Origin of the sequence: Pseudomonas sp. 273, from assembly GCF_029201425.1 — a bacterium.
Classification (GTDB): Bacteria; Pseudomonadota; Gammaproteobacteria; order Pseudomonadales; family Pseudomonadaceae; genus Pseudomonas; species Pseudomonas delhiensis.
On sequence record NZ_CP116775.1, the window covers coordinates 2,019,718 to 2,038,231 of the forward strand.

An 18,514-nucleotide genomic window follows, 5' to 3' on the forward strand; every position below is an offset into this window, starting at 1 on the left:
CATGCAGCCGCCGCCGGAATTCGCCTCGGACAGCTACCGCGCCGCCGGCAAGCTGGAGGGCAAGGTGGCGCTGACCTTCGCCCGCGAGGGCGCCGACGTGATGCTGCTGTACCTGGAGGAAACAGAGGACGCGACCAAGACCTGCCAACTGATCGAGGCCTGCGGCCAGCACTGCCTGGTGCTGGCCGGCGACGTCGCCGACGGCGCCTTCTGCGCCGAGGTGGCCCGGCGCCTGAAGGAGCTCCGGGGCCGATCTGGATGCCGCTGATTCCCTCGACCTTCAGCGCCGAAAAGGTGGCGAAGTTCGGACTTTGTCCGCGATTGGACTCACCGGCCACGCCGGTCACCCCGGTGGCACGGCCAACGGCGTATAACCGCGAGCGGATTCCTCGGCACCATCACCCGCCCGGTGGCGCCTCCGCGCCTTCCCGGCCGGCACCACATCCTGGGCGGCCTCCACCGGAAGAATCTCCCCCAGATGCTCCCGAGCCATCCGCCAATGCCGCTCGGCCTGTCCGCTGGGCCGCCCCTCGGCTTCCCAGATTTCATGAGCCTTCTGGCGTATCTGCGCCTCGCGGTCCTGATCCATCGTACTGTCCTCGCTTCATCGGTCATGTAGAACCACTGATTTCGCCGAGCGGGTGGCACCGGTGGTGCTGGCTGGCCCTGCGCGCCTGCGCCGCCTTCACCGGCGACGCGCTGCTGGTGCAGTCGGAGCACGACGACTTCATCCCCCGCGCCACCCTCCTCAGCTACCGGGCCGCCTTCCAGCAGACCCACTCGCTGACGCACCGGATCATCGACGAGGCCGATCACGCCCTGAGCACCGAATTGGCCTAGGACGCCTATACCGACATCCTGGTGTGCTGGATCACCGAAATGGTGGTGGGCGAGCGAGCCAACCGCCTGGTGCTGGGCTGACGCGCGCCGGCCCCGGAGAGATTCATTTCGAAGGGTGCGCCTTGGCCAGGTCCTGGGCCATCTGCAGGTGCTGCTGGAGCACCGGCAAGGTCACCCGGGCGAACTGCTGCAGGTCGGGATCGCTGGCATTGTCGGCCGCTTCGGTGAACAACTGCACGGCCTTCTCATGGGCCGCCACCTGGTTGTTGGCATAGGCGGCGTCGAAGGATTCCTCGCGCATGTCCAGCGCCTTCGCCTTGGCCCTGTCGGCCAGGCCCGGCTGGTCGGACAGCTCCAGGTGCTTGCGGGTGGCCAGGGCCTGCAGCTCGGTGTTGGCCTTGGTGTGGTCGTCGATGATGTGCTGGGCGAAGGCCTTCACGTCGGCCGCCTGGCTCTTCTGCAGGGCCAGCTTGGCCGCGTCGATCTCGGCCTGGCCGGCGGCGGAGGCCTCGCTGGCGAAGGCCTGGTCGCGGGCGGCAGGCTCCGCGGCGAAGAGGGGCGCGGCGGCGCCCAGCAGGGCGGCCGACAACAGGGTGCCGCGCAGTAAAGCGAGAATGTTCATGGCAGTTCTCCATCGGTCCGTGGGATGCCCCGGGCGTGGGGCTCACAGGGTTGACGGGGGCGGCGGCGCGGGTTCAGTCTTTCCGCCTCGGCGGGTCCTTTTGGCGGCCAGAGAGGTGCGTCCGCCGAAGCTGGGCTTTCGCGCGCAAGCAGCGGTTGCTCCCGCAGCTGATCGAGCTGCCGACGCTGCTGCAGGACATGAGCCGCGTCCGGCGCTCAGGCCGCCCAGGCGCCGTAGGTGCTCTTCAGCGTACCCTTGAGTTCCTTCATCTGGGCGCCCAGCAGGGAGAGCTCGGCAGACGAAAAGAGTTTGAGGGCCTGCTCGAACATCTGTTCTTCCTCTTCCTGGATGTGGTGCTCCAGCAGGTCTTGCAACACCTTCACCCGAGCCGCGAAGCGGACGCTGTCCGCCGCGGTGTCGTTCAGGTCTGGCAGCACCAGGGCTTCCACCGCGCGGTGCTCCTCCAGGGCCTCGAAGTACAGCTTGGTCTCGCTCTTGCTGCCGGCCTCGCGGAAGGCGGGGTAGAAGATCTGCTCCTCGATGCTGGTGTGCACCTTCAACTCGAGTTCGATGCGCTGCAGCAGGTTCTCGCGCGTCTTCACCGCCCGTTCGCTGGTGCCGCTGAGTTCGGCGAGCAGGTCCTTGACCACCTGGTGGTCCTGTTTCAGCAGTTCGATGGCATTCATGGGGATTCCTCCGCGGTTGTACCTGTTCCGAAAAGGGTCTCGGGCAAAGGTTCCAGGAAGCCGAGGAGGGGCCGGCTCAGTCGGGCAGTAGCGGGTTGCGCGTGTTCTTCAACCGCTCGATCCGTTCGGCCGGGGTGCCGATCAGCAGGTGGGCAAACAGCCAGGGCTCAACGCCCATGGCGCGGGCGTGGATGCACAGCTCGGCCCAGCCCTTGCGCAGGCGGTAGGCCTGTGCGTCTTCGTTTTCCTCGAGGCGGGATAGCTCGATCTCCCGGGCCAGGGAAGGAACGCGGCGAAGAAATTCCACCACGGCAGCCTGACGCTGCGTGGAGTTCAATAGATTTTGCATGAGAAGGGGAAGAAAAGCCTGGTGAAGGGAAAGGCCCCGAAACATCCAGGGAAATGTGTAGCGGAAGATTTAAAAAAGTACGCTTGTAAGTGCAGTGGCTCAAGCGAAAAAGGCCATCAGTTGAAATTATGGATATGACGTTGCGCGCAAATTTAGAGCAATTCGCTGTATGCCGCGGATTCACTGGGCGCGAAGAAGCGGTAGCATCATTTGGATATCAGCGTAATGCGGTCATGGACCGGCAATTGTTCATGCAATATGCGGGAATCGGCTTTATCGGTTCGATTTTTCAATGTCGATTGCGTCACCCGCCGGGCTCTGCCTGAATAGTTATTGCGAACTCCCCTTAATATGCACGCCCCAGGGACGGGGTGTTTTTTTCAAGCGTCCATTCACGCCCTTGCCGATGCATTTCGGCACATTCTTCTGAACCCCGCTCTTGTCCATGGGTCGCCTGCAACGAGGGGGCGCGCGCATTTTCGCGGGCGCAGCCATCCGCCGGCAGGAGGCAGCCATGTCGCAGACAGTTTCCGATCAACTACTCCAACGCCTGGCCGAATGGGACGTCGAACGGGTCTTCGGCTATCCCGGCGACGGCATCAACGGCATCATGGGCGCCCTGGGCAGGCGCAGCGAGGATTTCGACTACATCCGCGTGCGCCACGAGGAAATGGCCGCCTTCATGGCCGCGGCCCACGCCAAGTTCACCGGCGAGGTCGGCGTCTGCCTGGCCACCTCCGGGCCCGGCGCCATCCACCTGCTCAATGGCCTGTACGACGCGCGCATGGACCACCAGCCGGTGCTGGCCATCGTCGGCCAGCAGGCGGTGACCTCCCTGGGCAGCGACTACCAGCAGGAAGTCGACCTGCACACGCTGTTCCAGGACGTCAGCGCCTACATCGAGACGGTGGCCAACCCCGGCCAGTTGCTGCACGTGATCGACCGCGCCTTGCGCGTGGCCTGCAGCGAGCGGCAGGTGTGCACCGTCATCATCCCCAACGACGTGCAGCAGATGCCCGCCCAGACGCCGCCGCGCAAGCATGGCCACGTGCTCTCCGGGGCCGGCTTCATCGCGCCGCGGCCCTATGCTCGCGAGCAGGAGCTGGCGCAGGCGGCGGAGATTCTCAATGCCGGGCGCAAGGTGGCCATCCTTGCCGGCGCCGGCGCCCTGGGCGCGCACGCCGAACTGGAGGCGGTCGCCGAGCAGCTGGGGGCGGGGGTGGCCAAGGCCTTGCTGGGCAAGGCGGCGATTTCCGACGAGTTGCCCTATGTCACCGGCGCCATCGGCCTGCTGGGCACCCGCGCCAGCGAAGAACTGATGCGCCACTGCGACACCCTGCTGCTGGTCGGCACCACCTTCCCCTACAGCGAGTTCCTGCCCGGCCCCGGGCAGGCGAGGGCGGTGCAGATCGACCTGCACGCGCGCAACGTCAGCATGCGCTACCCGGTCGAGCAGGTGCTGCTGGGCGATGCCGGCGAGACCCTGCGGCGCCTGCTCCCGCTGCTCAAGGCCAAGCGCCACGGCGCCTGGCGCCGGCGCATCGAACGCGCGGTGCAGGATAGCTGGGGCGAGCTGGAGGAGCAGGCCGGGCAACCGGCGCAGCCGATCAACCCGCAGCAGGTGTTCTGGTCGCTGTCGGCGCAGTTGCCGGACGACGTCATCCTCTGCGGTGACAGCGGCTCGCACACCAACTGGTACGCCCGCGACCTGCGCATGCGCCCGGGCATGATCGGCTCGCTGTCGGGCAAGCTGGCCAGCATGGGCAGCGGCGTGCCCTACGCGCTGGCGGCGAAGCTGGCCCACCCCGGGCGCCCGGTGATCGCCATGGTCGGCGACGGCGCCATGCAGATGAACGGCAACGCCGAACTGGTGACCCTGCAGCAGTACTACCGGCGCTGGGAAGAGAACCCGGTGTTCGTCGTGCTGGTGCTGAACAACGGCGACCTCAACCAGGTGACCTGGGAGCAGCGCGCCCTGGCCGGCGACCCGGCCTTCACTCCGGCCCAGGACGTGATCGACTTCCCCTATGCGCGCTATGCCGAGCTGCTGGGCCTGCGCGGCATCCGCGTGACCGCGCCGCAGGCCGTCGACGCCGCCTGGGAACAGGCCCTGCACGCGGATCGCCCGGTGCTGCTGGAGATCGTGACCGACCCGGACGTGCCGCCGCTGCCGCCGCACATCAGCTTCGACCAGGCCCGGCACCTGCTCGGCGCCTTGCCGGGCGACAGCCGTCGCTGGGGCGTGCTGCGCCAGAGCGCGCGGCAGTTGCTGGCGCGTCGCTGAAGAAGGGGGAGGCAGGCCGCTGGCCGAATGGGAAATCGCCTGCCTGCGCGAGACCCGGCAGCGGCTGGCGAGGTCGTCCAGCGCGGCGCAAGCGAGCGTTGCGAGGGCACTGGACGGCAGGGGTTGAACAGGCTGCTGCGCAATCGCAGAAGCGGCTTCAGCGGAACGTCATATGTCTGCGCAACTCCTTGAGTCTTTCCAGTTCTTCGCTCGGGGTGCCGAGCAATATATGAGCGAACAACCAGGGCTCCAGCCCTGAATGTTTGGCTTGCGCGCACAGTTCGCCCCAGCCCTTTCTGAGTCGATAGGCGTCCAGGTCCTCATCGTTTGCAAGTTGTGAAAGTTCTATCTCTCTGGCCAGGGTGGGGACCTGGCGCAAAAATACGTTCACCGCCTCTAGTTGCTGTTGCGGGGAGAGCAATCTTTCCATCGGGCGACTTCACGTAATGGGGTTGGTTTTCTGCAAGACGCCGACAGGTTGCGGAAGGGAAAACTAGGGTAAGCCCCGGGCTATTTCAAGGCGGAAAACCGGCATGAAGAAATTTTGAATATAACCCTGACGATGTTTTTGAAAGTTGCCGGTTATAAGTCGAAAAACTGGCGGCAATAGCCCAGCGATAGCCAGTGGACATCAGGCGAATTACACGAATGACATGGTAGAATGCACGCTATATCAAGGCTTTGCGATGGGTTTGAACAGTATTTTCAATGAATGTGGAATTGCCCCGGGCCAATACCTAGAATCACTTCGGTTCTTTTGTTCAGATGCCTTGCTTCAGGGATGAAGCCTCTTTTTCCCACGTTCATTGACGCCCGGCGCAGTCGCTCGACCGCGCCGGGACCAGCCTTGGCGCGCAAGGTCTATTTGCGCGCTTCGCCGTGGCTGTGCTGGCCATCCTTGCGGGCCCTTTCCGCGCGGTTGGTGTCGCTGTGCACATTGCCGCCGGTGGTGCCGCCATGCTGGCGCCCGGCCTCGCAGACTTTCTGCGGATCGTCCGCGAAGTGATGCTTGCCTGACTTGCTCATATCGACCTCTCTATCCGCCCGGATGGGGATGGCCAGCGCGCCTCCTCAGGGCGAGATGGGGTCGCTGGCCGGGAAGGTTTCCTCCAGGGCATTGTCCACCCGCCGCTCTTCGCTGCTGTGGTCCCGCGCCGCCGCGCTGGGCATGGCCTCGTGACCGATGGCCGGTTCGCCGGCCTCGTCCGCCCGTCGTTCGAGCAACGCCGCCTTGACCCGGCAATGACCGCTGAGGCCACGCTTGACCATCAGCGCCGAGGCGCCCACTTCCAGCCAGCCCTGCAGGCCGCCGCGACGAAAACCGTTGCGCATCCCGGCCAGGCCCAGGGCCACCGAGAACAGCCGCTCCCAGCGGCCCAGATTCTGTGCACTCATCTGCTGTCCCTCTGTCTGGATGGATGGACCTCAGGCCGCCAGGGCCTGGCCGATGGCCTCGTTGAAGGCTGCCAGGTCGTTGGGGGTGCGCGAGGTGATCAGCGTCCAGCCCTGGGCCGGGCAGACCTTGACCTGCGCGTCCACCCACTCGGCCCCGGCATTGGCCAGGTCGGTGCGCACGCTGGAATAGGAGGTCAGTGTCTTGCCGGAGACCACGCCGGCATCGATCAGCAGCCAGGGGCCATGGCAGATCGCCGCGACCGTCTTGCCGGCCTCGGCGAACTCGCGGACCAGGCGCTGCGCATCGGCATCCTGGCGCAGGGTGTCGGCATTGACCGTGCCGCCGGGTATCACCAGGGCGTCGTAGTCCGCGGCGCTCAGGCCCTGGAGCCGGGCGTTGGACTCCACCTTCAGGTCCTTCTCGCTGTCCTTGAGCCAGGTCTGGGCCTCGCCGCCCTTGACGCTGCCGTGGGTGACGCTGGCGCCCTGGTCCTTCAGGGCCTGCAGCGGGCGCAGCAGTTCGTCGCGCTCGATGCCGGCGTTGGCGGTGATGATCAGGACTTTCTTGCCTTGCAGGTTCGCACTCATGATCGGGCTCCTTCGCTGAAGCGCCACGCGGGCGCAGTGGCTGGCTACGCCTCGCGGCGCGGCACTCACCAGGATTTGGAAGCCGTGGCGGCGGCGAGTTCGAAAGAATTGCCCAACGGAACAGCGCGCCGCTGCTCGGTGCGTTCGAACCCATGGCTGGCTGGGCAGTCGCAACAGGCAGGGCCGGCGCGAAACACCGGCAAGCCAACGAAACGAACAGCGCGGGAGACACGCCATGAGCTACGACTGGGACCTGATCGAACAACTGCTGCTGCACGCCCAGCAATGCGCCGACGAACCCTACAAGGCCCGCGAGTACGGCGAGGAGGTGGCCGAGGAACGCCTGGCCCAGGGCGAGCCGCTGGGCGGCAGCATCGACCACATCAAGCGCGTGGCCGGCGACCTGGAGGGCGTGCTGTTCGACAGCGGCTTCATCCAGGACCGGCCGCGAGACCATGGCGGCACCGGCAACAACTTCGAGCTGACCGAGCGTGGCGTGCGCCTGCTGACGCTGGTCGGCCGCAGCTTCCCGGAACACCTGGTGTTCCGCCGGCTGCTCGACGAGCAGGGCGAGGAGGCGCTGAGCGCGGAAACCTTCGACGCCCTGGCCGCAAGTACCGCGCGGGACCGAATCGACGACAAGCCGATGATCTGAGGCGAGGTGCAGCGATAGACATTGGTCGATATGGCTGGTTTCGGTTCCTGTTTAGCTCCTCTGTAAGTTCGATATGAAGGTGTAGGGCAGTTACCTCCTTGAAGCCAAGGCCGACGGCTTCTTGATTGTCGTCAGCAACGTCAGACCTCGCTGCAAGGTGAGCGTTGGCATGCTATCCAAGTGCGCCGAATTGGCTCCAGTGCTGGAGCCTAGGCTTCACGCCAGTGGTTTTGTCGATTTCACTCTGTTCAACGTATAGGCTGAGGATCCGCCTGATTGGTTCCTACTGGGACAAGATCATCAATGGCGTCGACGAGTAGCCGCAGTAGCATGTCGAAAGGCAACTATTAAACGGTCTTTTTCATCGCTAACGTCGCCCCAGTCTGCGCGGGCGTGGCGCTGGAAGTACGGCATGGGGTCGAGGCACTATTCGCGCATCAGGCGGTCAACGCTAGCGCTGAAGATCAGTGCGCCGATGGGGAACAGTGTGGTACGGCTGCCGCCGTTAGGGCGCTGTGAGTTCATGGGATTTGCTCCTGTGTACTGTGAGCTGGGCACTGCCCAACCGGGGACGGCGCCCCGGTTGGGTGAATGAAGACGACAACCAGCTGCTGTCAGTTGGGGCCTGTTCTGTAGGCGGCTTAGCGAGGAGCTTGCGATGGTGGTCTCTGCGGCAGGGATGGGCTTGTCTTCGGTGGAAGGGAGCAGCATCACCCGCAGGGGCAGTAGCTGCCCCGAGGGGATGGAATGATGCGGACTATTCCGGCTCGAATTTTCGGGTGTGGGGGTTGAAGCGAAGCGCCTTGGCCCCTCGTAGATCGGCGTGAATCCCTTCAGGTAGAGGTTGTTGAGGTACCGGTCGCGATAGGTCAGTGCCTGCCGTGCTTGTTGCTCGGTGAGGCCGCTATCGATGAAGTGTTCCAGCATCTCCTCGCCGGAGGACACCTCGTCGTTGGACAACCGCTCTTCAACGAATGCCAGCAACGAGGGTGGGAGTGCCGCCAGGATCGGGTCCATGTCGGTTCCCCTGGCTCAGGCTGTCAGCGCCGCGGTGGCAGCTGGGGATGTGCATCGCCTAGCGTGGTAGGCACGAACGCTTTCACGCCACTCGGAAGATTGCACCGGCGCCATGTCGAGGTAACTCAACGGGCACGTGTAGTAGTACGGATGGACGGACTCATCCATGCCCTTGTAGCCCCACTGGCCGCCGCTGCGTTGCAGTAGGTCGCAGCGGATGTAGCGTATGGATTCGCCGGGGGCGAGATCCTTGTGGACACCTTCGACTTTCGCGGTGACTTCGACAACGGACCAGAGCACGTTGCCGCGCAGGGTATGCGCGATGACGCGGATACTGGCCTGTGGATGCTCTTCCGGTTGGATCCGGTCGTGGATCAGTTCGGAGCGGGAGTAAGAAGAATAGAGCCAGCCCATGATGGAGGTCTCCTCGAAATAGCCGGAGTCCTCCCTGTATGGGGAGGAGCCCTGGCGAATGGACGAAGCACCGCGGATGCGGCGATGATGCGTACGTGGCTTGCTGATCAGGCTTCTGGTTCCGCTGCTGTTGAGGGCGTAGCCGAGCGCGGACCGCGCCCACAGGGGCGAGATCCGCTTGGTGCTCATGCCTTCAGCTGGCGCATGCCCTCGGCGAGCATCCAGAGCGCACGGTTGAGCCGTATGTTCTGATCGATGCCCTGGACGGCGCGGGTGCGCTGACGGTGACCATTGGCCGAGCGGCCGGACAAACCACCTTTCACCAGGTTCTCCTGCACACGGTTGAAGACGGACCAGAGGTCCCTGCGCCTGTCGTCGCCACGTCGCGGCATCAGCACCTGTTCCTCCGTGATCGGCAGCGGCCTGTCGGGGCTGTCGTACTTGAGGGCCAAGGCGGAGCGAGCCAGTAGCAACGCTTCGTCGTCATCGAGCGTGATGGCGCGCATCGCGTCGCGGGACTCCTGGACATGCTCGAAGCCTTTCAGGACTTCGTAGGCGCCTTCGATGACCTGCTCGGCGACGTTGCCTTTGTGATGCACCCGGATATCCGCGAAGGTGTCGCCACAGACCAGGCCGTTGTGGCAGACGAACCTGAACAGGCCGGCGAGCATCTGGTAGCTGCTGGTGCCGTCGTGCGAGTTCAGCAGGATGATTTCGTTGGCCTCGTCACCATTGATCTGGCTGGCATGGCGAAGACGCAGCATGTGCTTGGTGAATTCGCGGCGGTCCTCATGGCGCACTCGGGTCTGGCACACCATGAAGGGCTCGAACCCTTCGCTGCGCAGTTCGGCGAGCACTGCGGCGGTGGGGATGTAGCTGTAGCGTTCGGACCGGCTTCCGTGCGCGGCTTCAGCGAAGATGGACGGTGCCACCGAGCGAATCTGATCATCGGACAGCGGATGGTCAGCGCGCAGTATCGGCGAGTGGGGAGCGAAACGGGAGGCAAGTTGCATGGCCGTTCTCCTTGAAAATTGCGGCAATCGCTCACGGACCTGGAAGGCCAGCGAGCGTGACTGCATGGGATGAGAAAAGCCCCGGGGACGGGGCTGGCTGAGCGATGACAGGTGACGGGCCGCGCATGCCACCGACACCGAAGTGCCGGGGCATGGAGAGCTGAGGCAAAGACATGGCCCGGGATGGGCCTGCGGGTCAGAACGATGCAGCCCGCGGCGGCTCCTCGACAGGGGCCTGCTCGGGTGTGGAGGGGGCGGGCTATCGTTGTCGTCCTTCGCAGGAACCGTCTCTTCCGGTGCTGGAGCACTTTCGGAGTCAGTTGCTTCGGCGTTCAGCGGATAGACCTGTTGGCCATCGATCTTGATCAGGCCGATTTGGATCAGGTTCGACTTCAGGCTGCCACCCACTTCGCCGGCATGATCGCCTTTGCTGCGGATGTAAGCCTCTGCCTTCATGTCGTTGAGCGTGAAGGCCAGCAACACCTTCTTCTCTGCTTCAACGGCTTGCATGTGGTGATGTACCAGATTCTGAGCGCTGTCATCCGTGACGATGGTGTCGAAGTAGCGGTATTCCCGCTGACCCGGCGGAAGGTCGACCGGGCCGGTCAATGCCGCGATGGCGCACGACAGGAAGGGGTTCCCGCCGTTCTGAACCACTTTGGGGTTCTTCAGATAACCGATGCCGCGGGTGAGCAACTGGTGATACTCGATTTCGTCCAGGACGCTGCGATCCAGCAACTCGGCTTTGAGGAGGCGGGCCTTCATGCTGGCAGCGGGTTCACCCGAGGGCCTGCGGAATGGGTCGATCCACAGGTCGCCGAGACGGAAGCGAACCAGGGGCCGCTGCTTGGGATCATCGATACCAATGTACGGCTCGATGAGCTTCTTGGCATCGGCGCCGGACACGCGCACGTCGAAGTAGCGACGGATCGGGTCCTTTGCCGGACCGAAGAGCGCTGCCACGGTGCATGCGAGGAACGATAGGTTTTGCTTGCCCTTCACCGGCACCTCGCGGATACGTTGGATGTAGGCGATACCAGCGGTGTGGATGTCGAAGTACTTACGGTTGGAGTCAGTACTGGTCATGGCGAGTCTCCATTGACTTGAGAACAAGAAAGCGGAGACACACCCACCCACTGCGGGAGGTGAGTAACCCCGCGGTGGGTTGAGGAACAGTTGGGTCTGCATCCGTCACCGGCGGGCCGGTGGTCGTTCGCGCAAGGGATGCGGTGCGAACTGGCGGTCACGCAGCAGATGCTGCGCGGCAATCTCGAAGACCCCGATTGCCTGGCATGTTGCTGACGGCGTCAGCGGAACATGGAGTCAGCCTGGCGCCGCGTGTTTATCGGGACTAGGGGGAATCGGCAACAACGAAGGACCGTATTGGTCAGTCACCGCAGTAGCCGGCGATGAACTCTTCGTAGGGAGCTCACATGGACGTCTACAAGGCATCGAACTTTGAGATCGCACCATGATCTGGTGATCGGCCGGCTGATATAAAGATCGCTTGCAAAACCAACGAGGGCTAACTAATCTGGTTTAGTTGGTTGAGTTTAATGGACTAACTGAATCGACCCCGTAAATGTAACCCGTAAAACCCCAAAGCCCATTGGATCGGAGAGGGCCATGATGAACATTAACCACTTAGAGATCGTGAATATCCACGATGCCAAGACGAACTTGTCCAAGCTCGTCGATCAGGCAAGCAAAGGTGCTGCATTCGTCATCGCCAGAGCCGGAAAGCCGTTGGTGAAGGTAACTGCGATCTCCGATGAGCCTGTAAAGCGCATCGGTATGCTGGAGGGGCAGATCGTCGTCCCCGATGACATTGATTCGCCGTTCGCTGCCGACATCGAGACGATGTTCTACGGCGAGAGCTAATCAATGCGGATTCTTCTCGACACGCACATACTGCTGTGGGCAGCTGCCAATTCACCCTCCCTTCCGGCAACTGCCCGTAACATGATCAACACTCCGTCAAGCCAGTTGTTCTTCAGCGCCGCAAGCATTTGGGAAGTCTCGATCAAAAACTCGTTAGGCAAGCCTGACTTCCAGGTCGACCCAAGCCTTCTGTACGCAGCGCTGATGGGTGCCGGTTATCAGGAACTGCCAATTCTCAGCTCCCATACGATCGGTGTCGGTGCGCTTCCACATCACCACAACGACCCGTTCGACCGGCTCTTGGTAGCCCAAGCTATCGCCGAAGGCATGCTCCTGGTGACGCACGATTCCGCCATTGCGCAGTACCCCGGGCCAATCAGAAAGCTGTAATTCCCTCTACACGCCTCGCGTAGAGTGATCGATCATGAACGGGCCGCGCGGAAAGTCTCCTGAGCGGGCCGGCATCGGCCGGCGAGGGAGGGCGCTTCGATCTGGAGACGGAGGGGCGCGGTCGTTGGGCTGCACGAAAAGAAGAAGGCCCCCGCGAGCGGGGGCAGTGAAGAGAGATGTCAGCGATCGCCTGAAAGGGGTGGGATCGGCTTGAGGCCCAGGTGTGTTGCGGTGGCTGACAACTCGAGATCGTCCTCGCTGGCGAGGATGTGCGCGAAGACCTTGGTCTGCGGGGAAAAGTGCTCACCGAAGTCATTGCCGCCAAGCTCGGCGCAAGAGCGCTCCCACCAATCATCGAACGGATCGATGTCCGGATTGCAGCCGACCGCGTAGGCGAGCAGCTTCTGGCGCCCATCCTCCGGGCGGCGTTCGCCACGTTCAGCGAGAAAGTACACACCGTGGTCCTTGGCCAGGACCACACGGCACCGATTGGAGATCGCTTCGGCGAGCACGGGGCGAAGGTCTGCCCCTTTGAATCGAAGAGACATGGAGGTATCTCCTGCAAGGTGAGATGACAGATCAGGGGAAAGGAAAGAGGTTGGCTCTGACGTGGGGATTGAAGAAGGGATGGCGCCTCGAGGGCGTTGTCCCCGTGGAGTGGGAGGAGGAGTAGCTGGAAGTCCTCACCAGCCGTTGTAGTGAAGCAGCAGATCGGCGATGACCTTGCGGCGTTGCAGGTCGAGGCCGCCGAGATCGGCGAGCCCTTCGAATTGGCAGCGCCGGAGCATGGCGCCGCCTTCTCGGGCGTCGTAGAAGCTCACCATGCTGGATAAGAACATCCGCTGGCCGCCGCTCAGAACGCCCAATGCATCGTTGAGTTGCAGCAGGTTCGGACGCAGGTGCCACTTGTTGGTGGCGCATTGAAGGCCTTCGCGCGTACCGTCGCCAAACCACTCCGCTCCGGCGATTTCGACACCTCGTTTCCAGGCCTTGAAGAACTCTGCGGGAGCCTGGGCGAAGTGCAGATCCTCAAGTGCGATCTGCTCCAGCAGTTCGGGGTAGAGACTGGCTCATGGATCATCTCCTGAAGAAAAGCGGTTAGGGGATCAGTCGCTGTTGCCACTGCCCGGTTTCCAGGGCATGGCTGGCTTCGGCATGTGAGGGGAAGCACTCGACGGACTCGCGCGAAACCGGACCGTCTTCGTCGGCGGTGCCGATATAGTGTCCCGCGGCGCTGGGTAGAACCTGCAGGGGACGTCGCTCGCCAAGGAGGGCCAGGGCGAGGTAGCCGGCAGATTCGGTACGAGCCTGATCGACGCTGAGTGGGGCGGATGAGGACGCATGGGACATAAAGACCTCCCGAATGAGCTAGAAGCACCGACGCCTGGAGGGCGCTCGTCCGTAGAAGCGGTGCGAGACGGACGGGGTGGATCGACGCGGGAATTCCGCGGCGCAGCCAGAGGATCCCTGCTGCTGGCATGGTGTCGACCGAAGCCGACGACACATGGGAAGCAGCTTCGAGATGGGAAGGAAGGGCGTCAGCGTTGAATGGGAAACCGGAGGTGTTCCGATTGCTCAGCTCAGCGGTAGATCGTGGTGGGGAAAAAAGAACGCTCCCGAAGGAGCGTTCATGGCCGCGGTCAGGATTTCACCTCCAGCAGTTTCCCTTCTCTATCGAAGATCAGTTGAACCACTACCTTGGCGAGCTTGGGCTGGGAGGCGAAGCGCAGCGCGCGAGGTAGCAGTGCTTTTACGACTTCACTGGGCACCTGTGAGCAGCCTACGGCGATGAAGGTCGATAGCGTCTCGTCATCCTCCACTTCAGCATCCTCGTCGTATCGATCATCGAAGATGTAGTCGGATACGAGTGGCGTCACGCAGTCGGCGCTCGGTGTCAGGTAGAGCGTATCGTCCTGGCGGAGTGCCTTGACCGGGTACTGGCCTGGCTCACCTTTCAAGCTGACGTTCAGCGCTTCGACCAGGACCAGTTCGAGGGCCTCGGCCAAAGGAGGCGTGTCCTCGCGATAGAGTATGGCGCCATGGTGGACGCACACCTGATCAGATGTGGTGGTTCGGCGTACCTGCCGCAGCCAGTGCTGTTCATCGAGACGAGGTTCTTCCAGCAGGAAGGCTTGCCGCGCGGCGAGGTAGCTTTCCGCTGCCAACTCCTCGCGGCCATCGCTCTCGATGGACCAGACGCCTTTCTCCTCCAGATCCAGGCGGGCCACGATCCCACTCAGCGGATGATGATCCCAGAAGCGACGATAGCCAGGTGGTTCGCCCTCCCAGTTGCGGAACCATGCACGGGGCGCGAAGGGGACGTCATTCAGCAGGTCTGCATTCGAGGATGACAGGCAGGTCTCCGCGTACGACGATACGAAGTCGCTGCCCGACAGTTGCTCCTTGGCTTCGAACAGTGCCTGCCGGTAGGCGGTGTTGATGGCGTCCTGTATCCGCCGGTTGTCCGTCTCTTCGTTGAGCAGGTGCTGGCGATCGGGCAGACGAGCGATCATGTCATCGCGCAACAGTACGACCTGCTGCCTGGGATCGGTCGAGTAACGGCCGCCAAGGGGGAGCCCCTGAAGGAAGCAGCGCCACCGTGACGGTGGTGTGTCGAGGTTGAGTAGAACCTTACCCACGGCTGCTTCACGCCAGGGCAAGGTGGGGTCAGCCAAGGGCCGAGGAAGGTCGACACCGTTGAACGAGATGGGCACGGGGAATGCCTCGCATAGACGCTCTAGCTGTGCCGCCGTCCATTGCGACAAGGTGAGTGTAGCCTGCGGTGATTTCACGCCTTCCAGCTGTATTTCACTACCGAGGCGCGGTACGGCGGGATGAACCTCGATGGCATCGCCGTGGATGATGGCTGCAGTGGCCGCGCGGAAGGTTTGGTCGCGCGAATGTACCGATAGGTATTCGGCGAAGTAGAGGGTCGACAGGATACCGAGGCCGAATGCGTTCTCCCGCTCTTTCAGCTCTTGGTCCCAACCGGACTCGGCGATGAAGATCAGGGTTTGCAGGTCGGCAATGCCGGTACCGTCGTCGCGCACGATGAGCGTGTTGTTGTCGACGATGACCTCGATGTGCTGAGCTTTGGCCCGGCGAGCGTTCTGCAGCAGCTCACCCAGCATGGAGGCCGGAGTGAAGGCATGTCGTAGGCTGGCGATCAACTGATGCTGGTTGGTCTTGAGACGAATCGTGCTCATGGCGTAGCTCCTGATTGAGGGCCCATAGGGGCGTGAAAGAAGAGGCCCGTGGGACAGCGCGGGGCGCGCTGCGGATGATTGAGGCGCGGAAGCAGATGGCATCGACGCCGAGGGCTGGCGTATGTCCGCAAAGGCGATGCGGGCGGACGGCTGTGGTCACTACGGGACGTAGCGCAACCTTGAAGACCTTGGTTGCCGGGGGCGCTGACGATCAGCGATACCTGCGGCAAGACTTGGGAACTTGGTCTGGCGTGTCGTGGGATTATCGGAAGGTGGGCGTGTCCGGTTCCTGCCGGTCACGGGCTGAGCCTTCATTTGGTTGCGTGAGCAGCAGGAGAAGGCCGCCGAAGGCTGTGCCTCCGGCGTTTGAGGAAGTCGCCACAGTGGGCTGGTTGAACGGTCTGGCTGTCGTCAAAGCCATCCGTTGTCGCAGCAATCGCACTCGGCCCGTGTCGTGGCTGGGGCCGATACCCTTCGGCACGCATCCGCGCACAAAAGGAACCCGTTGTTTCGCCGGTAGGCGCCGGCACCGATTACCGTTCGACCCGGATGGGTCTCCTGGCAACTCGCTGGTAATTCGGCAAGGTGCCAGGGGACCCATCGCGGGCAACGGAAGAGACTGATCAGCTGAAGGGGCGTTCCGCGATTCTCGGAGGAGTGACCTTCGCACCGCACAGAGACAGCTGCAGGCTGGCGGGGGCACACCATTGCGGAAGGGAAGGTGTGCTTGGGAGGTCCCACCGGGCCGGCGGGACGTCTGCCGCAGTGCCGAATACTGGCACGACAGAGGGGCTCAGGAAGTCTTAGCGCGTGACTTTCGTACGTGGCGAGCCTTGTCCGGCTGTCGGCTGCTCGATGGGGCGGGAACCCTTGCAGTCTGGGTAGCGACTGCATGACCAGAACGCGCCATTCTTGCCGGTACGTTGGCGCATCGGTGCCTTGCACCGGGGGCAAATGGGGGCTTTGGGTAGCAGGATGGCCAACGTGCTGTTGCGGTACTGCTGGACCAGTTGCCTCACCCATGAGGCCTGTCTGGAGATAAAGCTCTCCAGCGTCATCTGCCCGGTTTCGATCATATCCAGCGCCTGCTCCCAGAGTGCTGTAGTGCCAGGATCAGCAATCGCCGCAGGTACTGCATCGATGAGCGTGAAGGCGGCACCGGATGCGCGCACGGCACGACTTTTCTTCAGCAGGTAACCACGCCCGAGCAGGCCGTTGATGATGCTGGCACGCGTCGCCTCGGTGCCTATACCCGCGGTCTCCTTGAGCTTCTGCTTCAGGCGCGGATCAGTGACGAACTTGGCGACGCTCTTCATGGTCTTGACCAGTTCACCCTGGGTATAGGGCTTGGGTGGCTGTGTCTTCAAGCTCTTCAGGTCGACCTTGTTGACCTGGCAAGAAGTGCCAGCATGCAAAGGCGGCAGCACTTGGCGCTGTACCGTTTCCTCGGTCTGCGTATCCTCTTCCGGGGGCATTGCCAGCGCTTCGCGCCAACCCATTACGGCAACCTGTTTACCAACGGCAGTCAGCTGTTGCCCAGCACAGACCAGCCGTACCTCTGTGCGATCGAACTCGTGGTGCGGCAGAAACTGCGCGAGGTAATGCCCGCGGATCAGGCGGTAGACCGCGAGCTCCATTTCGCTCATGGCTGACAGATTGGTGGGCTCCTGCGTCGGAATTATGCCGTGGTGAGCGGTTACCTTGTTGTCGTCCCAGGCGCGAGATTTCTGTGTCCTGTCCAGGCAGCTGAGCACTGATTGCAGACAGGGATCGGTGGTGAGCAGGGCTGCAAGAACCGCTGGCGCTTCAGCGAGCATGTTTTCGGGCAGGTGGCCTGAATCTGAGCGAGGGTAGGTTGTTGCCTTGTGCGTTTCGTACAGGGCCTGCGCGATATCCAGTGTCTCCTGGACACCCAGCCCCAACTGCTTGGAGCACACCTCCTGAAGCGTCCCGAGGTCGAACGGCAGCGGTGGACCTTCGCGTACGCGCTCCGTCTCGGCCGACTCGACGGTCGCACTGCCAGTTGTGCGAAGGCGCTCGTAGGCCTGTTGTGCCGTTGTCGGCTGCAGGCAGCGGCCGGCTTTGTCCACCGTGCTATTGGGAGGCATCCAGGTCGCGATGAAGCTCTTTCCGCCATGGGACAGCTCGACATCGATTGCCCAGAAGGGGACGGAGACAAAGCACGCGATCTCACGGTCGCGATCCACCACCAGCTTTAGCGTTGGTGTCTGCACCCGACCAACCGACAGCACACCGTCATATCCGACTTGCCGACCGAGCAGGGTGAACAGTCGGCTAAGATTCATGCCGATCAGCCAGTCCGCCCGGGCGCGGGCGAGCGCAGAGTGGTACAGCGGTAGCGTTTCGTTTGCTGGCTTGAGCGTACTCAGCGCCTTGCGGATGGAGGCATCGTTGAGGGCTGACAACCACAGCCGCTGGATGGGACCGCGGTAGCCACATAGCTCGATGAGCTCTCGGGCGATCATCTCTCCCTCACGGTCTGCGTCCGTGGCGATCACCAGTTCGGAGGCTTTGGCGAGGAATTGTTTGACGATCTTGAACTGCGCGGCGGTTGCCGGCTTGGGCTCGACACGCCATTGCTCAGGGATGATGGGGAGTTGGTCGAGCCTCCAGTGTTTGTACTGCTCACCGTAGCCTTCTGGCGGAACCGCCTCGACCAGGTGCCCGATGCACCAGGTGACGACGAGTCCGGTGCCGCTATAGCACCCAGCTCCGCGTTGCCTGGCGCCTAACACGCGGGCGATGTCCTTACCTTGGGAGGGCTTCTCGCACAGGAACACACGCATAAGTTCTCCAGGCCGCTGGCGATCATGGAATGACTGCCAGGGTTCCCGGATACGATGTACAGAGCAGCAAACTAGGCGGAGACAGTGAGCCCGCTTTCAGTAGAGAGAATGGCGAGTAGCTCGGTTGGCGAGTGCAGGGGTCAAAGGATCTTGGTCGAAGCTTGCTCCGTCATGAAAAATCCCACTCCGATTGCCAAGCCAACAAACATGTGCTCATTGACGAGGAGAGGGATCTCAACTCGTCATGTTGGATTGCATGAGTATCTTTATATTTTATATGGTTATCTCTTGCTTTTACTCTGGCTGCCATTAGGTTGGCTGTCTTATAATAATTTTGTTTTCCCTCTATCTAATAATAGGAGTCCAA

General features: G+C 62.6%; 21 protein-coding genes and 3 pseudogenes. 7 read left to right on the top strand and 17 right to left on the bottom strand.

Features of this window, described 5'->3' with window-relative positions:
* The first annotated feature begins 1 nt into the window (after window position 1).
* Entirely contained in the window at window positions 2–268 is a 267-nt protein-coding gene (locus PKO50_RS09745; RefSeq protein ID WP_275629531.1) for an SDR family oxidoreductase, read from the top strand.
* 75 nt (window positions 269–343) lie between these two features.
* Here the strand turns inward: PKO50_RS09745 and PKO50_RS09750 are convergent, their stop codons facing one another.
* Entirely contained in the window at window positions 344–589 is a 246-nt protein-coding gene (locus tag PKO50_RS09750) for a DUF2934 domain-containing protein (protein WP_275630454.1), read from the bottom strand.
* A 74-nt stretch (window positions 590–663) separates the two neighbouring features.
* Here PKO50_RS09750 and PKO50_RS09755 point away from each other — a divergent pair.
* A pseudogene (locus PKO50_RS09755) lies at window positions 664–921 on the top strand (alpha/beta hydrolase); the annotation flags it as partial.
* A 22-nt stretch (window positions 922–943) separates the two neighbouring features.
* On the opposite strand, the gene PKO50_RS09760 reads toward PKO50_RS09755, so the two are convergent.
* From PKO50_RS09760 to PKO50_RS09770, 3 genes are all read right to left on the bottom strand, one after another.
* On the bottom strand, window positions 944–1,462 hold the full coding sequence (locus PKO50_RS09760) for a DUF4142 domain-containing protein (protein ID WP_275629532.1): 519 nt from the start codon (window positions 1,460–1,462) through the stop codon (window positions 944–946).
* Window positions 1,463–1,677: 215 nt separating this feature from the next.
* On the bottom strand, window positions 1,678–2,148 hold the full coding sequence (locus PKO50_RS09765; protein ID WP_275629533.1) for a hemerythrin domain-containing protein: 471 nt from the start codon (window positions 2,146–2,148) through the stop codon (window positions 1,678–1,680).
* A gap of 76 nt (window positions 2,149–2,224) precedes the next feature.
* Window positions 2,225–2,455 carry a hypothetical protein gene (locus PKO50_RS09770; protein ID WP_275629534.1) on the bottom strand — a complete coding sequence of 77 codons (231 nt, stop codon included), beginning with the start codon at window positions 2,453–2,455 and terminating at the stop codon, window positions 2,225–2,227.
* A 131-nt stretch (window positions 2,456–2,586) separates the two neighbouring features.
* On the opposite strand from PKO50_RS09770, the gene PKO50_RS09775 reads away from it, so the two are divergent.
* Both PKO50_RS09775 and PKO50_RS09780 read left to right on the top strand, forming a co-directional pair.
* Entirely contained in the window at window positions 2,587–2,823 is a 237-nt protein-coding gene (locus PKO50_RS09775) for a hypothetical protein (protein ID WP_275629535.1), read from the top strand.
* 188 nt (window positions 2,824–3,011) lie between these two features.
* Window positions 3,012–4,781, top strand: a complete 1,770-nt coding sequence (locus tag PKO50_RS09780; protein ID WP_275629536.1) for a thiamine pyrophosphate-requiring protein — start codon at window positions 3,012–3,014, stop codon at window positions 4,779–4,781.
* Window positions 4,782–4,938: 157 nt separating this feature from the next.
* On the opposite strand, the gene PKO50_RS09785 is transcribed toward PKO50_RS09780, so the two are convergent.
* From PKO50_RS09785 to PKO50_RS09800, 4 genes are all read right to left on the bottom strand, one after another.
* Window positions 4,939–5,211, bottom strand: coding sequence for a hypothetical protein (locus PKO50_RS09785; RefSeq protein ID WP_275629537.1), 273 nt, complete (start codon window positions 5,209–5,211; stop codon window positions 4,939–4,941).
* A 431-nt stretch (window positions 5,212–5,642) separates the two neighbouring features.
* A complete protein-coding gene (locus PKO50_RS09790; protein ID WP_275629538.1) occupies window positions 5,643–5,807 on the bottom strand; it encodes a general stress protein in 165 nt (54 codons plus the stop codon).
* A gap of 45 nt (window positions 5,808–5,852) precedes the next feature.
* Window positions 5,853–6,176, bottom strand: a complete 324-nt coding sequence (locus PKO50_RS09795) for a hypothetical protein (RefSeq protein WP_275629539.1) — start codon at window positions 6,174–6,176, stop codon at window positions 5,853–5,855.
* A gap of 30 nt (window positions 6,177–6,206) precedes the next feature.
* Entirely contained in the window at window positions 6,207–6,764 is a 558-nt protein-coding gene (locus PKO50_RS09800) for a type 1 glutamine amidotransferase domain-containing protein (RefSeq protein ID WP_275629540.1), read from the bottom strand.
* A gap of 235 nt (window positions 6,765–6,999) precedes the next feature.
* On the opposite strand from PKO50_RS09800, the gene PKO50_RS09805 reads away from it, so the two are divergent.
* On the top strand, window positions 7,000–7,419 hold the full coding sequence (locus PKO50_RS09805; protein ID WP_275629541.1) for a transcriptional regulator: 420 nt from the start codon (window positions 7,000–7,002) through the stop codon (window positions 7,417–7,419).
* 757 nt (window positions 7,420–8,176) lie between these two features.
* Here the strand turns inward: PKO50_RS09805 and PKO50_RS09810 are convergent.
* The 4 genes and pseudogenes from PKO50_RS09810 to PKO50_RS09825 all read right to left on the bottom strand — a co-directional run bounded on the left by PKO50_RS09810 (window position 8,177) and on the right by PKO50_RS09825 (window position 10,949).
* Window positions 8,177–8,436: pseudogene (locus PKO50_RS09810) on the bottom strand (hypothetical protein).
* Window positions 8,437–8,451: 15 nt separating this feature from the next.
* Window positions 8,452–8,850, bottom strand: a complete 399-nt coding sequence (locus PKO50_RS09815; RefSeq protein ID WP_275630455.1) for a hypothetical protein — start codon at window positions 8,848–8,850, stop codon at window positions 8,452–8,454.
* Window positions 8,851–9,035: 185 nt separating this feature from the next.
* Entirely contained in the window at window positions 9,036–9,863 is an 828-nt protein-coding gene (locus tag PKO50_RS09820; RefSeq protein ID WP_275629542.1) for a DUF932 domain-containing protein, read from the bottom strand.
* A gap of 196 nt (window positions 9,864–10,059) precedes the next feature.
* Window positions 10,060–10,949 (bottom strand): annotated as a pseudogene (locus tag PKO50_RS09825) (DUF3577 domain-containing protein).
* A 540-nt stretch (window positions 10,950–11,489) separates the two neighbouring features.
* Between PKO50_RS09825 and PKO50_RS09830 the strand changes: the two are divergent.
* On the top strand, window positions 11,490–11,744 hold the full coding sequence (locus PKO50_RS09830; protein WP_275629543.1) for a type II toxin-antitoxin system prevent-host-death family antitoxin: 255 nt from the start codon (window positions 11,490–11,492) through the stop codon (window positions 11,742–11,744).
* A 3-nt stretch (window positions 11,745–11,747) separates the two neighbouring features.
* A complete protein-coding gene (locus tag PKO50_RS09835) occupies window positions 11,748–12,134 on the top strand; it encodes a type II toxin-antitoxin system VapC family toxin (protein WP_275629544.1) in 387 nt (128 codons plus the stop codon).
* A gap of 179 nt (window positions 12,135–12,313) precedes the next feature.
* On the opposite strand, the gene PKO50_RS09840 is transcribed toward PKO50_RS09835, so the two are convergent.
* The 5 genes from PKO50_RS09840 to PKO50_RS09860 all read right to left on the bottom strand — a co-directional run bounded on the left by PKO50_RS09840 (window position 12,314) and on the right by PKO50_RS09860 (window position 18,147).
* Window positions 12,314–12,682: a DUF3085 domain-containing protein gene (locus PKO50_RS09840; protein ID WP_275629545.1), complete on the bottom strand. Its 369-nt coding sequence runs from the start codon at window positions 12,680–12,682 to the stop codon at window positions 12,314–12,316.
* A gap of 135 nt (window positions 12,683–12,817) precedes the next feature.
* The gene (locus tag PKO50_RS09845) at window positions 12,818–13,186 is read right to left on the bottom strand and encodes a hypothetical protein (protein ID WP_275630456.1); all 369 of its coding nucleotides are present in this window, start codon (window positions 13,184–13,186) and stop codon (window positions 12,818–12,820) included.
* 46 nt (window positions 13,187–13,232) lie between these two features.
* Complete coding sequence (locus PKO50_RS09850; protein WP_275629546.1) at window positions 13,233–13,484, bottom strand: hypothetical protein; 252 nt, start codon at window positions 13,482–13,484, stop codon at window positions 13,233–13,235.
* Window positions 13,485–13,774: 290 nt separating this feature from the next.
* Window positions 13,775–15,340 carry an ATP-binding protein gene (locus tag PKO50_RS09855; protein ID WP_275629547.1) on the bottom strand — a complete coding sequence of 522 codons (1,566 nt, stop codon included), beginning with the start codon at window positions 15,338–15,340 and terminating at the stop codon, window positions 13,775–13,777.
* 803 nt (window positions 15,341–16,143) lie between these two features.
* Window positions 16,144–18,147 carry a DNA topoisomerase III gene (locus tag PKO50_RS09860; protein WP_275629548.1) on the bottom strand — a complete coding sequence of 668 codons (2,004 nt, stop codon included), beginning with the start codon at window positions 18,145–18,147 and terminating at the stop codon, window positions 16,144–16,146.
* Window positions 18,148–18,514: the final 367 nt, after the last annotated feature.

Bases quoted from the DNA above. Each gene is read 5' to 3' on its own strand.
- PKO50_RS09785 (WP_275629537.1), bottom strand. From the start codon at position 5,211: ATGGAAAGATTGCTCTCCCCGCAACAGCAACTAGAGGCGGTGAACGTA.
- PKO50_RS09820 (WP_275629542.1), bottom strand. From the start codon at position 9,863: ATGCAACTTGCCTCCCGTTTCGCTCCCCACTCGCCGATACTGCGCGCT.
- PKO50_RS09835 (WP_275629544.1), top strand. From the start codon at position 11,748: ATGCGGATTCTTCTCGACACGCACATACTGCTGTGGGCAGCTGCCAAT.
- PKO50_RS09745 (WP_275629531.1), top strand. From the start codon at position 2: ATGCAGCCGCCGCCGGAATTCGCCTCGGACAGCTACCGCGCCGCCGGC.
- PKO50_RS09800 (WP_275629540.1), bottom strand. From the start codon at position 6,764: ATGAGTGCGAACCTGCAAGGCAAGAAAGTCCTGATCATCACCGCCAAC.
- PKO50_RS09805 (WP_275629541.1), top strand. From the start codon at position 7,000: ATGAGCTACGACTGGGACCTGATCGAACAACTGCTGCTGCACGCCCAG.
- PKO50_RS09840 (WP_275629545.1), bottom strand. From the start codon at position 12,682: ATGTCTCTTCGATTCAAAGGGGCAGACCTTCGCCCCGTGCTCGCCGAA.
- PKO50_RS09815 (WP_275630455.1), bottom strand. From the start codon at position 8,850: ATGGGCTGGCTCTATTCTTCTTACTCCCGCTCCGAACTGATCCACGAC.
- PKO50_RS09790 (WP_275629538.1), bottom strand. From the start codon at position 5,807: ATGAGCAAGTCAGGCAAGCATCACTTCGCGGACGATCCGCAGAAAGTC.
- PKO50_RS09750 (WP_275630454.1), bottom strand. From the start codon at position 589: ATGGATCAGGACCGCGAGGCGCAGATACGCCAGAAGGCTCATGAAATC.
- PKO50_RS09780 (WP_275629536.1), top strand. From the start codon at position 3,012: ATGTCGCAGACAGTTTCCGATCAACTACTCCAACGCCTGGCCGAATGG.
- PKO50_RS09765 (WP_275629533.1), bottom strand. From the start codon at position 2,148: ATGAATGCCATCGAACTGCTGAAACAGGACCACCAGGTGGTCAAGGAC.
- PKO50_RS09855 (WP_275629547.1), bottom strand. From the start codon at position 15,340: ATGAGCACGATTCGTCTCAAGACCAACCAGCATCAGTTGATCGCCAGC.
- PKO50_RS09830 (WP_275629543.1), top strand. From the start codon at position 11,490: ATGATGAACATTAACCACTTAGAGATCGTGAATATCCACGATGCCAAG.
- PKO50_RS09795 (WP_275629539.1), bottom strand. From the start codon at position 6,176: ATGAGTGCACAGAATCTGGGCCGCTGGGAGCGGCTGTTCTCGGTGGCC.
- PKO50_RS09850 (WP_275629546.1), bottom strand. From the start codon at position 13,484: ATGTCCCATGCGTCCTCATCCGCCCCACTCAGCGTCGATCAGGCTCGT.
- PKO50_RS09760 (WP_275629532.1), bottom strand. From the start codon at position 1,462: ATGAACATTCTCGCTTTACTGCGCGGCACCCTGTTGTCGGCCGCCCTG.
- PKO50_RS09860 (WP_275629548.1), bottom strand. From the start codon at position 18,147: ATGCGTGTGTTCCTGTGCGAGAAGCCCTCCCAAGGTAAGGACATCGCC.